Here is a 14,946-nt window from a genome sequence, read left to right as displayed (position 1 = left end):
GAGCACCAGCCAGGCCGGCACGGGGGACGCCGCGGCGGGACCGTCGTCGGCGGCCGCGGAGGCCGGCGACGGTGGGTCCTCGGGGCTGGGCGCTGCCGAGGTGGGCGACGCCTCGGTCGACGGGGCGGCGGATGGTGTTGCGCTCCGCGACGGCTTCGGCCTCCGCGTGGGCCCCGGCTCGGGACTCACCGTCGGGGTGCGCGTGGGGGCGGCCGAGGGCTGCGGTGCCGGCTGCACGGTCGCCGTCGCCGTCGCCGTCGCCGTCGGCGTGGGTGTCGGCTTGGGGGTCGGCTTGGGCGTGGGCTTCGCCGTCGGCTTCGGCGTGGGCGTGGGCGTGGGCTTCACCGTGGGCGCCGGCTGCGGACGCGGCACCGGCGCGACCCCGGGCAGGCGTCGCGCTCCGGTCTGCCAGGCGAGGCCGACGTACCCGCCGGCAGGGACGCGCAGCGACCCTGCGGCGGTGCTGGCATAGACCCAGTCGCCGCTCTTCCCGTCGGACCAGAACAGGCCCCAGTAGGCGTCGTCCGGCGGGGTGTTGAAGCACGGGTCGTCGGCGGGGACCCCGTCGACACGGCAGACGAAGGTGGGGAAGCGCTGCAGGTAGGTCAGCGCGTGACCGACGGCGGTGGTGCTCGCCGCGGCGTTCCGGTCGGCGCCGCCTGCGTCGCAGGAGGTCTGCACCCCGCCGCCGAGCGCACCGAAGTCGACGACGACGCTGACGCCCGAGGACGTCGGGCAGGTCGCCGCGGTGGCCGGCGGGGCACCGGCGAGGACGCCGACGCCCGTCGCCGCGGTCACGAGGACCGCGGCGACGAGGCGTGCAGCGAGGTGACGCGTCACGACGTCTAGCGGACGAGGACGAACGTCTTCGCGACCGCGTCGGCCGTCTTGAGCTTCACCTTGCGCTTGGCCTTGCCGTTGGGCATCGACAGCTTGGCCGCGACCTTGCCGCCGTTCGCCTTGCCGACGAGCCGCTTGAAGTCGCCCTTGACCGAGACGCAGGCGCGCTCGCCGGGGGCCAGGCCGAAGCTCTTGAACCGCACCTTGGTGCGGGCCTCGGCACGCTTGGCGCTGCCCTTCGTGCGCAGCCTGTCGTCCGAGGCGGGCGCCCACTGGAGCACCGGCAGGGCCTGCGCGGTCGCCCGGCGCCACTGGTCGGCGAGCTCGACGGTGATGCCCGCGGTGCGGGCCTTCCTCACCGCGGACTCCTCGTACGCGACGGCGCCGAGGTCCTTCGACAGGGCGCTGCGGCAGCGGTTCTTGTCGACCGGCTGACGCTTGCGGACCCACACCGCGGCGTCGGCCGCGGCGGCCTTGTTGCCGATGGAGCCCAGCGCCCAGCCGGCGAGGCCGGTGCTGTTGGTGTTGGGCGTGCCGGTCGAGCCGACCTTGCCGAACGCACCGTTGGCGGCCTGCTGGGCCGCCAGCCACGCGCCGGCCCGGTCGAGGGCGGCCTTCACCTCGGCCGAGGCGTCACCCGAGGCGGCCAGGTTGACGACCGTCAGCGACGTGGCGTCGAGGTCGGCGGCGCTGTCGGCGGCACCGTCGACGCAGGACTGCGAGGTCTCGGTCTTGCTCTCGGTGAAGTTGAGGCGGAAGTAGCCGCCCGCGCACTGCTGGGCCAGCAGGAAGCTCACCGCGTCCGCGGCGCGTGCCGACTTCGCCTGCACGAGCGCCCGGGCGGCGAAGGACTGGCCGACGACGTTGGCGAAGTCGCCGTACGTCGACTTGTCCTCGATGCGGCCGGTGATCGGCGCCGCGGTGGCCACCCGCTCCTCGAGCCGGGTGACGAGGTTGACCCCGCCGTACGACGTGGGGTTGCCCCCCGACACGCGGGCCAGCGCGGCCGCCTTGGCGGTCGCGCCGGCGTAGGTGCTGCCGACGTCGCCGAACGCGACCCCCGAGATGTAGGACTCGATCTGGGCGCCGACGGCGCCGCCGATGGCGCGGACGGTCGACTGGTTGCCGGTCTCGTTGAGCCCGAGGGCGATGTCGATGCTCAGCCCGTAGTCGGGGCCGAACTCGCCGGGGGCGAGGTTGTCCTCGAGCTCCCCCCTGATCCAGGTGGAGGCCTGGGCGGCGGCGGTGCCGTCGACGGTGGCCGCCGCGGCAGCCGCCGGGGCCGCCGTGGCCGGGCTGCCGGCCAGGGTGGTGAGGGTGAGGGCCGCCGAGGCCACGAGGGCTCCGGCGGTGCGCGCGGTGTGCGCCATGGGTGCTTCCTTCCCGCTGCTCGCGGGCGCACCCCGGAGCCGGGGCGAACCCGCCGCTTTCCACGACAGCGATGTTCAGGACGCTCACGGCGGTGGTCCGGCTCGCCCGGACCTGACGGTCCGGGCCTACGGTTGCGGGTCAGCGCCGGGTTTCGACCGGCTTCCCCCCGCGAGCGAGATATTGATGGTGTGGGCGAGACCCTACCCCTCGTCCGCCCCACGCCGTGCCATGGCACCGTGTGCGGCGGACGACCCGGTCAGGTGAGCTTCTCCAGGATGAGCTCGCGGACCCGGCCGGCGTCGGCCTGGCCGCGCATCTCCTTCATCACCGCACCGATCAGCGCCCCGGCCGCGGCGACCTTGCCGTCGCGGATCTTCGCGGCGACATCGGGGTTGGCAGCGATCGCGTTGTCGACGGCCGTGCCGAGGGCGCCGTCGTCGGAGACGATCGCCAGCCCGCGGGCGGCGACGATCTCCTCGGGCGTGCCCTCCCCGGCGTACAGCCCCTCGAAGACCTGCCGGGCCAGCTTGTCGTTGATGTCACCGGCGTCGACGAGCTTCTGCACGGCCGCGACGTCGGTCGGCGTCACGCCGAGCTCGGCGATGTCGACGCCGGTGTCGTTGGCGCGCCGCGCCAGCTCGGAGAGCCACCACTTCCTGGCCGCCTGCGGGGTCGAGCCGGCGGCGATCGTCTGCTCGACGAGCAGCAGCGCCCCCGCTCCCACGGTGTCGCGCATCTCCAGGTCCGTGAAGCCCCACTCCGACTGGAGCCGGGCCCGCCTCTCCTGCGGCGGCTCGGGCAGCTCCGAGCGCAGCTGCTCCACCCACTCGCGGCTCGGCGCCACGGGGACCAGGTCGGGCTCGGGGAAGTAGCGGTAGTCCTCGGCGTCCGACTTCTCGCGACCGCTCGTGGTGACCCCGGTGTCCTCGTGCCAGTGACGGGTCTCCTGGAGGATCGACCCGCCGCCGTCGAGGATCGCGGCGTGCCGCTGCATCTCGTGGCGGACCGCGCGCTCGATGCTGCGCAGCGAGTTCACGTTCTTGGTCTCGGTGCGCGTGCCCAGCCCGCCGCTGCCCTTCGGCGCCAGCGAGAGGTTGACGTCGGCGCGGATCGAGCCCTGGTCCATGCGGGCGTCGGAGACGCCGAGGGCCACGATCAGGTCGCGGAGCTGGGAGACGTAGGCGCGGGCCACCACCGGGGCCTTCTCCCCGGCGCCCATGATGGGCTTGGTGACGATCTCGATGAGCGGGATCCCGGCGCGGTTGTAGTCCACCAGGGAGTGGTCGGCACCGTGGATGCGCCCGGTGGCGCCACCGACGTGGAGGGACTTGCCGGTGTCCTCCTCCATGTGCGCGCGCTCGATCTCGACCCGGTAGGTCCGGCCCTCGACCTCCACCTCGGTCCAGCCCTCGAACGCGATCGGCTCGTCGTACTGGGAGGTCTGGAAGTTCTTGGGCATGTCGGGGTAGAAGTAGTTCTTCCGGGCGAACCGGCACCACTGCGCGATCTCGCAGTTGAGCGCCAGGCCGATCCGCATGGCCGACTCCACCGCGACCCTGTTGACCACGGGCATCGCCCCCGGCAGCCCCAGGCACGTCGGGCAGACCTGCGTGTTGGGCTCGGCGCCGAACTCCGTCGGGCAGCCGCAGAACATCTTCGAGGCGGTGTTGAGCTCGACGTGGACCTCCAGGCCCATGGCGGGGTCGAACTTCTCGAGGGACTCCTCGAACGTCAGCAGTGCCTCGCTCATCGGGAGGCTCCTTCCAGGCTCGGGGCCTTGTCGAGCAGCGGGCCGCCCCATTCCTTCTCGAGCAGCGCCTCGACCGCGGCGCCGACGCGGTAGACGCGGTCGTCGGCGAGGGCGGGAGCGAGGACCTGGAGGCCGGAGGGGAGGCCGTCCTCGCCCGCCAGGCCGTTGGGCACCGAGATGCCCGGCACGCCGGCGAGGTTGGCGGGAATGGTGGCGAGGTCGTTGAGGTACATCGCCAGCGGGTCGTCGAGCTTCTCGCCGAGGCGGAACGCCGTGGTCGGCGCCGTCGGCGAGACGAGCACGTCAGCGTGCTCGAAGGCGGCGTCGAAGTCGCGCGTGATGAGCGTGCGCACCTTCTGGGCCTGGCCGTAGTAGGCGTCGTAGTAGCCGCTCGAGAGGGCGTAGGTGCCCAGGATGATGCGGCGCTTGACCTCGTCGCCGAAGCCGGCGTCGCGGGTGGCCCGCATGACCTCCTCGGCCGACGGCGACGGGTCGCCCTCGGGCAGCACCCGCAGGCCGTAGCGCATGGCGTCGAACTTCGCCAGGTTGCTCGACGCCTCGGCGGGCAGGATCAGGTAGTAGGCCGCCAGCGCGTGCACGAAGCTCGGGCACGACACCTCGACGACCTCCGCCCCGGCGGCGACCATCACGTCGACCGACTCCCGGAAGCGGGCCAGGACACCGTCCTGGTAGCCCTCGCCGCCGAGCTCTCGCACCACGCCGATGCGCACGCCGCGCAGGTCGCCGGTGGCGCCCTCGCGGGCGGCGTCGACCAGGGACGGCACCGGCTGCTGGATGCTGGTGGAGTCGCGCGGGTCGTGGCCGCCGATGATCTCGTGCAGCAGCGCGGCGTCCAGGACCGTGCGCGTCACCGGGCCCGCCTGGTCGAGGGAGTTGGCCAGCGCGACCAGGCCGTAGCGCGAGACGCCGCCGTAGGTCGGCTTCACGCCGACCGTGCCGGTGACCGCGCCGGGCTGGCGGATCGAGCCGCCGGTGTCGGTGCCGATGGCCAGCGGTGCCTCGAAGGCCGCCACGGCCGCGGCCGAGCCGCCGCCCGAGCCGCCGGGGATGCGGTCGAGGTCCCACGGGTTGTGGGTGGCGCCGTACGCCGAGTGCTCGGTGGAGGAGCCCATCGCGAACTCGTCCATGTTGGTCTTGCCCAGGATCGGCAGGCCCGCGGCGCGCAGCCGCTCCACGACGGTGGCGTCGTACGGCGGCACCCAGCCCTCGAGGATCCTCGAGCCGCAGGTGGTGGGCAGGCCCCGGGTGGCCATCACGTCCTTGACGGCGATCGGGACGCCGTCGAGCGTGCTCGCGGCCCCGCCGGCCGCGCGGCGCTCGTCGGAGGCCGCGGCCTGCGCCAGCGCGCCGTCGCGGTCGACGTGGAGGAAGGCGTGGACGTCGCCGTCGACGGCGGCGATGCGGTCGAGGTGGGCCTCGGTGAGCTGCACCGAGGTGACCCGGCCCTCGGCCAGCGCCGCGGCCATGCCGGCGGCGGTCTCGCGGAGGTCGACCATCAGGCCTCCTCCCCCAGGATGCGGGGCACGCTGAAGCGCTGCTGCTCGGACTCGGGTGCGCCGGACAGCGCCTCCTCGGCGGTCAGGCAGGGGGTGACGACGTCGTCGCGGAAGACGTTGGTCAGCGGCAGCGGGTGCGAGGTCGGGGGGACGTCGGCACTGGCCACCTCGTTGATGGCTGCGACGGACTCGAGGATCACCGACAGCTGGGGTGCCAGGTGGTCGAGCTCGGCGTCGGACAGGTCGATCCTGGCCAGGTTCGCCAGGTGCGCGACCTCGTCCCGGGTGATCGTCGCTGGAGTGTCAGGCATGCCCCGAATCCTATGGCCCGGCCTGATGAGAGCGTGAAACGCATGTCGTCCCCGCTCCACCCACTGCGGCTCGCCACCGTCTGCGCGCTGCACGGGTCCTCGGCGCCGCCGTCGAGGCCGTGGCCCGGCTGGCTCTCGACGTGCTCTGCGCGGGAGCCGTTTCGCCGAGGCACCGGAGGGGCACCGCACGGCATGAGCAACGACAGCGTGCCCTTCGAGAACGCCAACGAGGCCGACGTGGCCGAGCAGCAGCAGGCGATGGACGGCGCCGGCACGGTCGACGAGCAGACCGTCGCGCCCGACTCCGCCGCCGAGGCCGACGTGCTCGAGCAGGGCGCGACGGTGGCAGGCGACGACGGGTCCTGAGGGTCGCCGGCCTGGTCGCTCACGGCTCCAGGACCCTGCTGGACCCCTCCTCGCACAGCAGGGGCGCGATCAGCAGCAGCCGCCGGTGGTGCTGCCGGGCCAGCACGTCCGCGCCGGAGCGCGTCGAGGCGGGCGAGCCGCCGCAGCTCGTCGAGCCTGCCTACAGCGCCGGCATGCAGCACGCTCCCCACTTCGTCGGCAGCCGCCCACAACGGTGCCGACGGTTCGTCACCCGTCGGCAGCGTCGCCCTCCAGCCCGTCGGGACCCTGCTCGAGCAGCCGCGTGAAGGCCGCCTCGTCGAGCACCGGGACGCCGAGCTCCTCGGCCTTCGCGGCCTTGGTCCCTGCGTTCTCGCCCACCACGACGTAGTCGGTCTTCTTCGACACCGACCCCGAGGCCTTGCCGCCGCGCGTGATGATCGCCTCCTTCACCGAGTCGCGGGTGAAGTCGACCAGCGAGCCGGTGACGACGATGGTCAGCCCCTGGAGGGTGCGGGCGACCGACTCGTCGCGCTCGTCGGCCATCGAGACGCCGGCCGCGGTCCACGTCTCGACGATGGCGGCGTGCCAGTCGACCTGGAACCACTCCGTGACGGCCTCGGCGATGGTCGGCCCGACTCCGTCGGCGGCGGCCAGCTGCTCCTGGGTGGCAGCGCGGATGGCGTCCATCGAGCCGAACTCCCGCGCCAGCGCCCGGGCGGCGGTGGGCCCGACGTGGCGGATGGACAGGGCGACCAGCACCCGCCACAGCGGCACCTGCTTGCGCTCCGCGAGGTTGGCGAGCAGCCGGTGACCGCCGGCGTTGAGCACCGGCTCGTCGCCCTCCCCCTTCTTGGGGGCCCGGGTGAACAGCGGTGCCCGCAGCAGCGCGGCCTCGTCGAGGTCGAACACGTCGCCCTCGTTGTCGATGGCACCGGCCTGCAGCAGCGCGGACGCCGCCTCGTAGCCGAGGCCCTCGATGTCGAAGGCGCCCCGGCCGGCCACGTGGAAGACCCGCTCCCGCGCCTGCGCCGGGCAGGACCGGTGATTGGGGCACCGCAGGTCGCGGTCGCCCTCCTTCTGCTGGTAGAGCTCGGTGCCGCAGGCAGGGCAGGTGGTCGGCATCTCCCACTCGGGCAGGCCCTCGGGCCGCAGCGCGAGCACCGGCCCGACGATCTCGGGGATCACGTCGCCGGCCTTGCGCAGCACGACGGTGTCACCGGGGCGCACGTCCTTGCGGCGCACCTCGTGGGCGTTGTGGAGCGTGGCCTTCTCCACGGTGGAGCCGGCCACCCGGGTGGGCTCCATCCGGCCGAAGGGCGACACCCGGCCGGTGCGGCCGACCTGCACCTCGATCGCCAGCAGCCGGGCGTTGACCTCCTCGGGCGGGTACTTGAACGCGATGGCCCACCGGGGCGCCCGGCTGGTCGAGCCGAGGCGCCGCTGCAGCGAGATGTCGTCGACCTTGACCACCACGCCGTCGATCTCGTGCTCGACGTCGTGGCGGTGCTCGCCGTGGTGCTCGACGTAGGCCCGGACGTCCCCCAGCGTGGGCACCACCCTCACCCGCTCGCTCGTGGGCAGCCCCCACGCACGCAGTGCGTCGTACGCCGTGGACTGGGACGTCGGCTCGAAACCCTCCCGCGCGCCGATGCCGTGGCACACCATGCCGAGGTCGCGGGTCGCGGTGACGCGCGGGTCCTTCTGCCGCAGCGACCCGGCAGCGGCGTTGCGGGGGTTGGCGAACAGCGGCTTGCCGGCATCGGCCATGGCGGAGTTGAGCCTCTCGAAGGCCGCGGTGGGCAGGAAGACCTCGCCGCGCACCTCGACCAGCGCGGGCACCGGGAGCTCCGCGGTGACGGAGAGCCGGTGGGGCACCGAGGCGATCGTCTTGACGTTGGGCGTGACGTCCTCGCCGGTGCGGCCGTCGCCGCGGGTCAGTGCGCGCACCAGGCGGCCCCGCTCGTAGAGCAGGTTGATCGCCAGGCCGTCGACCTTGAGCTCGCAGAGCAGCGCGGGATCGGTCACGCCGTCACGCCCGAGCCGGGCGTGCCAGGCTGCGAGCTCGTCGTGGGTGAAGGCGTTGTCGAGCGACTCCATGCGCGAGAGGTGGTCGACGGCGGTGAACTCGGTGGAGACCGCACCGCCGACCTTCTGCGTCGGCGAGTCGGGCGTGCGGAGCTCGGGGTACTGCTCCTCGAGGGCCTCGAGCTCGCGCAGCCGCGTGTCGAAGTCGGCGTCGGAGAGGGTGGGGTCGTCGAGCACGTGGTAGCGCCAGCGGGCGTCCTCCACCTCCTGGGAGATCGCCTGGTGCCGGTCGCGGGCCTCGGCGGGTGCTGCGTCGGTCATGGCCGCATTCTGCCCGGTGCCGCCGACATCGCATCCCGGCTCCGCCACCGGCGCCGCGCCCCGTGGAACGACCTCGCGGGCACCCGGGCATCCGGGCACCCGGGCGATGCTGGTCTAGACCGAGCGAAATATCCGGTGGAGGGGAATGAATCGCGATCCCTACCCTGTTGGTGAAACGAAACAGTTCCGTTTCGCACCGCCTCGGAAAGGACCGCATGACTCCGCAGACCCCCTCCCGCACCGCCACGGACGGCGGCGCCGCGCGCCCCCGCGTCGCCGGCGACCGCGAGCAGGAGATCTACGACGCCACCCTGGCCGTCCTCGGCGAGGTCGGCTACGACCGGCTCACCATGGACGCCGTGGCCACCGCCGCCAAGGCGTCCAAGGCCACGCTCTACCGACGCTGGAACGGCAAGGTCCAGCTCGTCATCGAGGCACTCGTCGCCGAGAAGTCGGCTCCCGAGGCCCCCGACACCGGCTCGCTGCGCGGGGACCTGATGGCCTCGTTCTGCGGTCTCGGGGGCATCACCCAGCCCCACCAGCTCGCCACGTTCTCCAGCGTGCTCACCGCGATGGTGCGAGACGAGGAGTTCGCCGCGGCGTACCGCCGTGACGTCCTCGGACCCAAGATCGCGACGACCGACGAGATCTTCCGCAGGGCGGCCGGGCGGGGCGAGCTGTGCCCCGGCGTCGACCTGCCCGTCCTGGTCCCCGCCCTCGCCGGGATCCTCCTGCACCGCTTCTTCGTGCTCGGGGAGGTCCCCGACGAGGCGGCCGTCGCCCGGGTCATCGACCACGTCATCCTCCCGGCCGCGACGCGGCCGGCCGCACACCAGACCGACACCCCGAAGGACATGTCATGACCGACACCACCGCGTCGCCGCCCGAGGTGGCACCAGAGGACCGCCGCCGCCTGCGCTGGGCCCTCGTGATCATCTCGATCGCCCAGCTGCTGGTCGTGCTCGACAGCACCATCGCCAACATCGCGCTGCCGTTCATCGGCCGCGACCTCGACATCGGCGCCAACAACCTGCAGTGGATCGTCACCGGCTACGCGCTCGCCTTCGGTGGCCTGCTGCTGCTCGGCGGCCGCCTGAGCGACCTCTACGGACGCCGGCTGGTCTTCATCGTCGGCATCGTGGTGTTCGTGACCGCCTCGCTGGTCGGCGGCATCGCCCAGAACGAGGCCATGCTGCTCATCGCCCGGGGCTTCCAGGGCTTCGGCGCCGCCCTCGCCTCGCCCGCCGCCCTGGCGCTCATCACGACCACCTTCCCGGCCGGGCCGGAGCGCAACCGCGCCTTCGCCGTGTACGCCGCGATGTCGGGCGCCGGAGCGGCCGTCGGCCTCCTCCTCGGTGGCTGGCTGACCGGCCTCGACCAGCCCCTCGGCATGAGCGGCTGGCGCCTGACCTTCTTGATCGTCGTGCCCATCGGCCTGGCCGCGGCGTTCTTCGCCCCGCGCTTCTTCGAGGAGTCCGAGCGGCACACCGGCCAGCTCGACGTCCCGGGCGCCATCACCGGCACCCTGGGCCTGCTCGGCATCGTCTACGGCCTCTCCCGCGCCGGTGACAGCCGCTACGGCTGGGGCGAGACCTGGACCCTCGCCAGCCTGGTCGCCGGCGTCCTGCTGCTCGTGGTCTTCGCCGTGATCGAGTCGCGGGTGGAGCACCCGCTGCTGCCGATCCGGATCTTCGCCAGCCAGACCCGCGCCGCCAGCTTCCTGGCGATGGCGCTGATGCCGGCTGCGATGTTCGCGATGTTCTTCTTCCTGAGCCTGTTCGTCCAGAACGTCATGGGCTACAGCCCGCTGAAGACCGGCGTCGCGTTCCTGCCCTTCTCGTTCGGCATCGTGCTGAGTGCCACGGTGGTGTCCGGCCTCGTGAGCAGGGTGGACGCGCGCTACATCGCCGGTGTCGGCACGCTGATCTCCTCGGCGGCGCTGTTCGGCTTCTCGCGCCTCTCGGTGCCCGACGGCGCGTCCGACGTGCTGGCCTCGGTCGGCTCGGGCGAGGCGCTCGGGGCCGGCGTGAGCTACTGGACCGACATCCTGCCCTTCGTGGTGCTGATGGCGCTGGGCATGGGCGCGGTGTTCGTGCCGCTCACCCTGACCGCCGTGCACCACCTGCGGGCCGAGGACTCCGGCATCGGCTCGGGCGTGCTCAACACCATGCAGCAGGTCGGCGGCGCGCTGGGCCTGGCGACGCTGAGCACGGTCGCGACCAGCGCGATGACGACCCGCGCCGAGGAGATCGGCCCGGGCATCGGCCAGGGCCTGCAGCAGGCCGCGCAGCAGGACCCCTCGCTGCTCGACCGGCTGATGACCGCCTTCAGCGTCGACTCGGTCGACGCGGTCGTCGGGCAGCTCGCCGGGCTCGGCGCGTTCCCCGAGGGAGCCACCAGCGCCTTCTTCGTGGGCTCGTTCATGATGCTCGCCGGCTCCGTGGTCGTGTGGCTCTTCCTCGACGTCAAGCACGAGGAGCTCGCCACCGACGGGCCCGAGGGCGTGCACGTCGGCTGATCGGGTGCGCCGCGGCGCGTGAGGTGGGAGGCACCTGGTCCGGCCCGGGCCAGGTGCCTCGTCACGTCACCGATGTGGGGGATGCCGCGGCTCCGACCCGGCCGTACGGTGGCCGCGCGGTGAACGGTGCCGGTGCCGGGGAGGCCGGCTGCGACCCAGCTGCACGGGACGCTTCCCTCCCTGGCACCGCTTCCCGCGGCGTACGCCCCCCGCCGGGGCCCGTCAGGACAGGTGGCCCGCCGCCCGCCGGCTGGTCTCCAGCGCCCGCCGCGCCCAGCCGGGGGTCGCTCCGGCGAGGCCGCACGCCGGCGTGACCACGACCTCGCCGGGCAGGGCCCCGGGGTCGAGGCCGAGCATGTCGAACCACCGCAGGACGCGCTCCGCGACGTCCCCGTCGGAGGGCACGGCCCCGGGCTCCGTGGTGGGCACGACGCCGAGCGCGACGGTCCCGCCGGACTCCAGCGCCTCCGCGAGGTGGTCGTGGCCGGCGGCGGTGACCTGGTCGAGGTCGACCGCGAGCCCGGAGGCTCCCGCACCCCGCAGCAGGTCGAGCGGCGTGCCGGCGGCGCAGGCGTGCACCCAGGGCTCGGCGCCGGCCCCGGCGATCGCGTCGAGCACCCAGCCGAGGGCGGCGGACGCCTCCGGCGGGTGCACGGCGCGGTGCCGCCCGAAGCCGCTCGCGGTCGGCACACCGGCCCCGAGCACCGCGACCAGGGCCGGCTCGTCGACCTGCACGACGAGCCGCGCGGCACCCGGCACGCGGCGTCGTACGTCGGCGACGTGGGCGCGCACGCCCTCGGCCAGTGCCTGGGCGAGGTCGCGCCGGGCGCCGTGGTCGGCGAGCACCTTGTCGCCGCGCGGCTTCTCGACGGTGGCGGCGAGGGTCCACGGCCCGGCGACCTGCACCTTGAGCGTGCCGGCGTAGCCCTGGGTCTGCTCCTCCAGGGCGTCGAGGTCCTGGGCGAGCAGGGAGCGGGCACGTCGCAGGTCGGCACCCACGGCGTCGGTGAGCCGCCAGCCGGCGGGCTGCACGTCGGCGCCGAGCCCCTCGGCGACCGCCAGGCCGCGACCGGTCAGGTGCGCCCCGGCACCGCGACCGGGCAGCTCGGGGAGGAAGACCAGGTCGGGCACCTCGCCCAGCACCACGCGCAGCGCCTCGTCGTAGGCGCGGGCGTCGTCGCCGGGCATCGAGCCGATGCCGGTGGCCGCGGTCGTCATGCAGGGACGCCCGTGCGGGCCGTGGCGGTGATGGTGGCCGAGCCGACGACGCGGGTGCCGTCGTAGATCACGGCCGCCTGGCCGGGCGCGATGCCCTCGGCCGGGTCGAGCAGCGCGATGTGGACCTGCTCCCCCTCGACGCGGACCCGGGCGCGGTGCTCGCCGCCGTGGGCACGCAGCTGGACGGTCGCGTCGAGCTCGGTGGGGACGGTGCCGCACCAGCGCGGCCGGTCGCCGGTGATGGTGTCGATCGCCAGCCGCTCCCGCGGCCCGACCCGGACGGTGCCGGAGACCGGCTCGATGTCGAGCACGAACCGCGGCCTGCCGTCGGCGGCCGGGGTGCCGAGCCGCAGCCCGCGGCGCTGGCCGATCGTGAACCCGTAGGTGCCCGCGTGCGAGCCGACCACCTCGCCGGTGGCGTCGTCGACGATGTCGCCCCCGTGGTTGGGAGCGCGCTCGCCCAGCCTCTCCCTGAGCCAGCCGGCGTTGTCGCCGTCGGCCACGAAGCAGATGTCGTTGCTGTCGGGCTTGTCCGCCACGAGCAGGCCGCGGTCGGCGGCCTCGCGGCGCACGTCGCCCTTGACGCTCGTCCCCAGGGGGAACAGCGAGTGCGCCAGCTGGTCCTGGGTGAGCACGCCCAGCACGTAGGACTGGTCCTTGGCGTGGTCCTGCGCGCGGTGCATCTCGATGAGCCCGTCGGCGCCGGTGTGCAGCCGCGCGTAGTGCCCGGTGGCGACCGCGTCGAAGCCGAGCGCCAGCGCGCGGTCGAGCACCGCGGCGAACTTGATCCTCTCGTTGCAGCGCAGGCAGGGGTTGGGCGTGCGGCCGGCGGCGTACTCGTCCATGAAGTCCTCGACGACGTCCTCGTGGAAGCGCTCGCTGAGGTCCCAGACGTAGAACGGGATGCCGATGACGTCGGCCGCCCGGCGGGCGTCGTTGCTGTCCTCGATGGTGCAGCAGCCGCGCGCTCCCGAGCGGTACGACGCGGGGTTGCGCGAGAGCGCGAGGTGGATGCCGGTGACGTCGTGGCCGGCCTCGGCGGCGCGCGCGGCGGCGACCGCGGAGTCGACGCCCCCGGACATGGCGGCGATGATCCTCATCGGCTCACGACCGTCGCGGCTGGCGGGCCCGCTCGACGACCGGGCCGATGGCGGCCACCAGCGCGTCGACGTCGGCCTGCGTGGAGGTGTGGCCGAGGGAGAAGCGCAGCGAGTGCCGGGCCTGCTCGTCGGTGCAGCCCATCGCCAGCAGCACGTGGGAGGGCTGCGGCACCCCGGCCGAGCACGCCGACCCGGTCGAGCACTCGATGCCGCGGGCGTCGAGGAGCATCAGCAGCGAGTCGCCCTCGCAGCCGGGGAAGCCGAGGTGGGCGTTGCCGGGCAGCCGGTGGACGGGGTCGCCGTGCAGGTGCGTCTCGGGCACCTGGGCCAGGACGCGGGAGACCAGGTCGTCGCGCAGGGCCGAGACGCGTGCGGCGTAGGTGCCCTGCTCCTTGACCGCGCTCTCGACGGCGGCGGCGAACGCCGCGACCGCGGGCACGTCGAGGGTGCCGCTGCGGATGTCGCGCTCCTGGCCGCCGCCGTGGGCCAGCGGGGTCACCACGACCTCGCGCCGCACGACCAGCGCGCCGACGCCGTACGGGCCGCCGAGCTTGTGGCCGGTGGTGGTGAGCGCGTCGACACCGGAGGTCGCGAAGTCGACCGGCACCGTGCCGACCGCCTGGACGGCGTCGGTGTGCACCGGGATGCCGTGCTCGGCGGCCAGCGCGACGACCTCCTCGATCGGCTGCAGGGTGCCCACCTCGTTGTTGGCCGACATCACCGAGATGAGGGCGACGTCGTCGGGGTCGCGCTCGACGGCCGCCCGCAGCGCGTCGACGTCGAGCCGGGCGCGCTGGCACACCGGGAGCAGGCCGACCTCGGCACCCTCGTGCTGCGCCAGCCAGTGGACGGGGTCGAGCACGGCGTGGTGCTCGATGGCCGAGGCCAGCACGCGGCGGCGGGGACGGTCGGCCTGGCGCGCCCAGTAGATGCCCTTGACCGCCAGGTTGTCGGCCTCGGTGCCGCCGGAGGTGAACACCACCTCACCGGGACGGCACCCCAGGGCCCGGGCGATCGTCTCGCGCGACTCCTCCACCACCCGTCGCGCCGCCCGGCCGGAGGCGTGCAGCGAGCTGGGGTTGCCCACCTCGCGGAGGTGTCGCGTCATGGTCTCGATCGCCACCGGCAGCATCGGCGTGGTGGCGGCGTGGTCGAGGTAGACGGTGGGCTGGTTCATCGCAGGCTCCAGCCTACGGCGTGGCCCTCGTCAGGCCCGCGCCAGCCACGGGTGGCCGGGGTCCTCGCGGCGGGCGCCGGCGAGCACGAAGGGCCCGCTGCGCCGGTGACAGCAGCGGCCGGGCGGCGCCGAGCGGCTCCCGGCGCCCGTACAGCCGCTGGAACCGCTGCTCGTCCTCGGCCGTCACCTGGCCGCCACCTCGGCGACCACGGCCGCGTGGTCGGTGCCGTCGACGACCAGGCGGCTCGACGCCAGGGCGGCGACCCGCTCCCCCACCAGCACGTGGTCGATCCGCACCAGGCGCGGCGACGGCAGGTCGGTGACGGGCTCCACGCCGTCGGCCGGCCAGGTGGGCTGCCAGCCCGCGTTGGCCAGCTCGGCGACGTCACGCCAGCCGGCCTCGGCGAGGGCGAGCATCGGCTCGTGGTCCGGCGAGGCGTTGAAGTCGCC

12 protein-coding genes, 1 pseudogene and 1 riboswitch are annotated in these 14,946 nt (G+C 74.0%); of the genes and pseudogenes, 3 read left to right on the top strand and 10 right to left on the bottom strand.

The genetic code is table 11. The features are described from left to right. From QZX64_RS16015 to gatC, 5 genes and pseudogenes are all read right to left on the bottom strand, one after another. A pseudogene (locus tag QZX64_RS16015) lies at nt 1-840 on the bottom strand (hypothetical protein); the annotation flags it as partial. Between the two features lie 5 nt (nt 841-845). Further along, nucleotides 846-2,210, bottom strand: a complete 1,365-nt coding sequence (locus QZX64_RS16010) for a hypothetical protein (RefSeq protein WP_295661789.1) — start codon at nt 2,208-2,210, stop codon at nt 846-848. Between the two features lie 91 nt (nt 2,211-2,301). After that, nucleotides 2,302-2,376, bottom strand: a riboswitch (cobalamin riboswitch). 91 nt (nt 2,377-2,467) lie between these two features. Next, nucleotides 2,468-3,961 carry an Asp-tRNA(Asn)/Glu-tRNA(Gln) amidotransferase subunit GatB gene (gatB, locus tag QZX64_RS16005; RefSeq protein WP_295661786.1) on the bottom strand — a complete coding sequence of 498 codons (1,494 nt, stop codon included), beginning with the start codon at nt 3,959-3,961 and terminating at the stop codon, nt 2,468-2,470. Next, a complete protein-coding gene (gene gatA, locus QZX64_RS16000; RefSeq protein ID WP_295661783.1) occupies nt 3,958-5,478 on the bottom strand; it encodes an Asp-tRNA(Asn)/Glu-tRNA(Gln) amidotransferase subunit GatA in 1,521 nt (506 codons plus the stop codon). Before gatA ends, gatB begins: the two co-directional genes overlap by 4 nt. Then, the gene (gatC, locus tag QZX64_RS15995) at nt 5,478-5,789 is read right to left on the bottom strand and encodes an Asp-tRNA(Asn)/Glu-tRNA(Gln) amidotransferase subunit GatC (RefSeq protein WP_295661779.1); all 312 of its coding nucleotides are present in this window, start codon (nt 5,787-5,789) and stop codon (nt 5,478-5,480) included. Before gatC ends, gatA begins: the two co-directional genes overlap by 1 nt. A gap of 192 nt (nt 5,790-5,981) precedes the next feature. Here gatC and QZX64_RS15990 point away from each other — a divergent pair, with 192 nt between their 5' ends. After that, the gene (locus QZX64_RS15990) at nt 5,982-6,155 is read left to right on the top strand and encodes a hypothetical protein (protein WP_295661776.1); all 174 of its coding nucleotides are present in this window, start codon (nt 5,982-5,984) and stop codon (nt 6,153-6,155) included. Nucleotides 6,156-6,383: 228 nt separating this feature from the next. Here the strand turns inward: QZX64_RS15990 and ligA are convergent, their stop codons facing one another. Continuing rightward, on the bottom strand, nt 6,384-8,483 hold the full coding sequence (gene ligA / locus QZX64_RS15985) for an NAD-dependent DNA ligase LigA (protein ID WP_295661773.1): 2,100 nt from the start codon (nt 8,481-8,483) through the stop codon (nt 6,384-6,386). A 215-nt stretch (nt 8,484-8,698) separates the two neighbouring features. On the opposite strand from ligA, the gene QZX64_RS15980 reads away from it, so the two are divergent. Together QZX64_RS15980 and QZX64_RS15975 are read left to right on the top strand one after the other, a co-directional pair. Beyond that, a complete protein-coding gene (locus QZX64_RS15980; RefSeq protein WP_295661769.1) occupies nt 8,699-9,346 on the top strand; it encodes a TetR-like C-terminal domain-containing protein in 648 nt (215 codons plus the stop codon). Beyond that, nucleotides 9,343-11,001 carry an MFS transporter gene (locus tag QZX64_RS15975; RefSeq protein WP_295661766.1) on the top strand — a complete coding sequence of 553 codons (1,659 nt, stop codon included), beginning with the start codon at nt 9,343-9,345 and terminating at the stop codon, nt 10,999-11,001. Before QZX64_RS15980 ends, QZX64_RS15975 begins: the two co-directional genes overlap by 4 nt. A gap of 222 nt (nt 11,002-11,223) precedes the next feature. Here the strand turns inward: QZX64_RS15975 and QZX64_RS15970 are convergent, their stop codons facing one another. From QZX64_RS15970 to QZX64_RS15955, 4 genes are all read right to left on the bottom strand, one after another. Next, complete coding sequence (locus QZX64_RS15970) at nt 11,224-12,219, bottom strand: methionine synthase (protein WP_295661763.1); 996 nt, start codon at nt 12,217-12,219, stop codon at nt 11,224-11,226. After that, a complete protein-coding gene (mnmA, locus tag QZX64_RS15965) occupies nt 12,216-13,319 on the bottom strand; it encodes a tRNA 2-thiouridine(34) synthase MnmA (protein ID WP_295661759.1) in 1,104 nt (367 codons plus the stop codon). The genes QZX64_RS15970 and mnmA overlap by 4 nt, the downstream gene beginning before the upstream one ends. Nucleotides 13,320-13,323: 4 nt before the next feature. Then, a complete protein-coding gene (locus QZX64_RS15960; protein WP_295661756.1) occupies nt 13,324-14,496 on the bottom strand; it encodes a cysteine desulfurase family protein in 1,173 nt (390 codons plus the stop codon). Nucleotides 14,497-14,679: 183 nt separating this feature from the next. Next, nucleotides 14,680-14,946, bottom strand: a 267-nt coding sequence (locus QZX64_RS15955; RefSeq protein WP_295661753.1) for an endonuclease/exonuclease/phosphatase family protein, incomplete at its 5' end; no start/stop codon positions are given.

This window comes from uncultured Nocardioides sp. (assembly GCF_902805925.1).
Classification (GTDB): Bacteria; Actinomycetota; Actinomycetes; order Propionibacteriales; family Nocardioidaceae; genus Nocardioides.
This window is presented reverse-complemented; position numbering and strand designations above follow the sequence as displayed.

What these genes read in the sequence shown, in the direction of transcription:
- gatB (WP_295661786.1), bottom strand. Translation starts at nt 3,961, where the DNA reads ATGAGCGAGGCACTGCTGACGTTCGAGGAGTCCCTCGAGAAGTTCGAC.
- QZX64_RS16010 (WP_295661789.1), bottom strand. Translation starts at nt 2,210, where the DNA reads ATGGCGCACACCGCGCGCACCGCCGGAGCCCTCGTGGCCTCGGCGGCC.
- mnmA (WP_295661759.1), bottom strand. Translation starts at nt 13,319, where the DNA reads ATGAGGATCATCGCCGCCATGTCCGGGGGCGTCGACTCCGCGGTCGCC.
- QZX64_RS15990 (WP_295661776.1), top strand. Translation starts at nt 5,982, where the DNA reads ATGAGCAACGACAGCGTGCCCTTCGAGAACGCCAACGAGGCCGACGTG.
- QZX64_RS15960 (WP_295661756.1), bottom strand. Translation starts at nt 14,496, where the DNA reads ATGAACCAGCCCACCGTCTACCTCGACCACGCCGCCACCACGCCGATG.
- ligA (WP_295661773.1), bottom strand. Translation starts at nt 8,483, where the DNA reads ATGACCGACGCAGCACCCGCCGAGGCCCGCGACCGGCACCAGGCGATC.
- QZX64_RS15980 (WP_295661769.1), top strand. Translation starts at nt 8,699, where the DNA reads ATGACTCCGCAGACCCCCTCCCGCACCGCCACGGACGGCGGCGCCGCG.
- QZX64_RS15975 (WP_295661766.1), top strand. Translation starts at nt 9,343, where the DNA reads ATGACCGACACCACCGCGTCGCCGCCCGAGGTGGCACCAGAGGACCGC.
- gatC (WP_295661779.1), bottom strand. Translation starts at nt 5,789, where the DNA reads ATGCCTGACACTCCAGCGACGATCACCCGGGACGAGGTCGCGCACCTG.
- gatA (WP_295661783.1), bottom strand. Translation starts at nt 5,478, where the DNA reads ATGGTCGACCTCCGCGAGACCGCCGCCGGCATGGCCGCGGCGCTGGCC.
- QZX64_RS15970 (WP_295661763.1), bottom strand. Translation starts at nt 12,219, where the DNA reads ATGACGACCGCGGCCACCGGCATCGGCTCGATGCCCGGCGACGACGCC.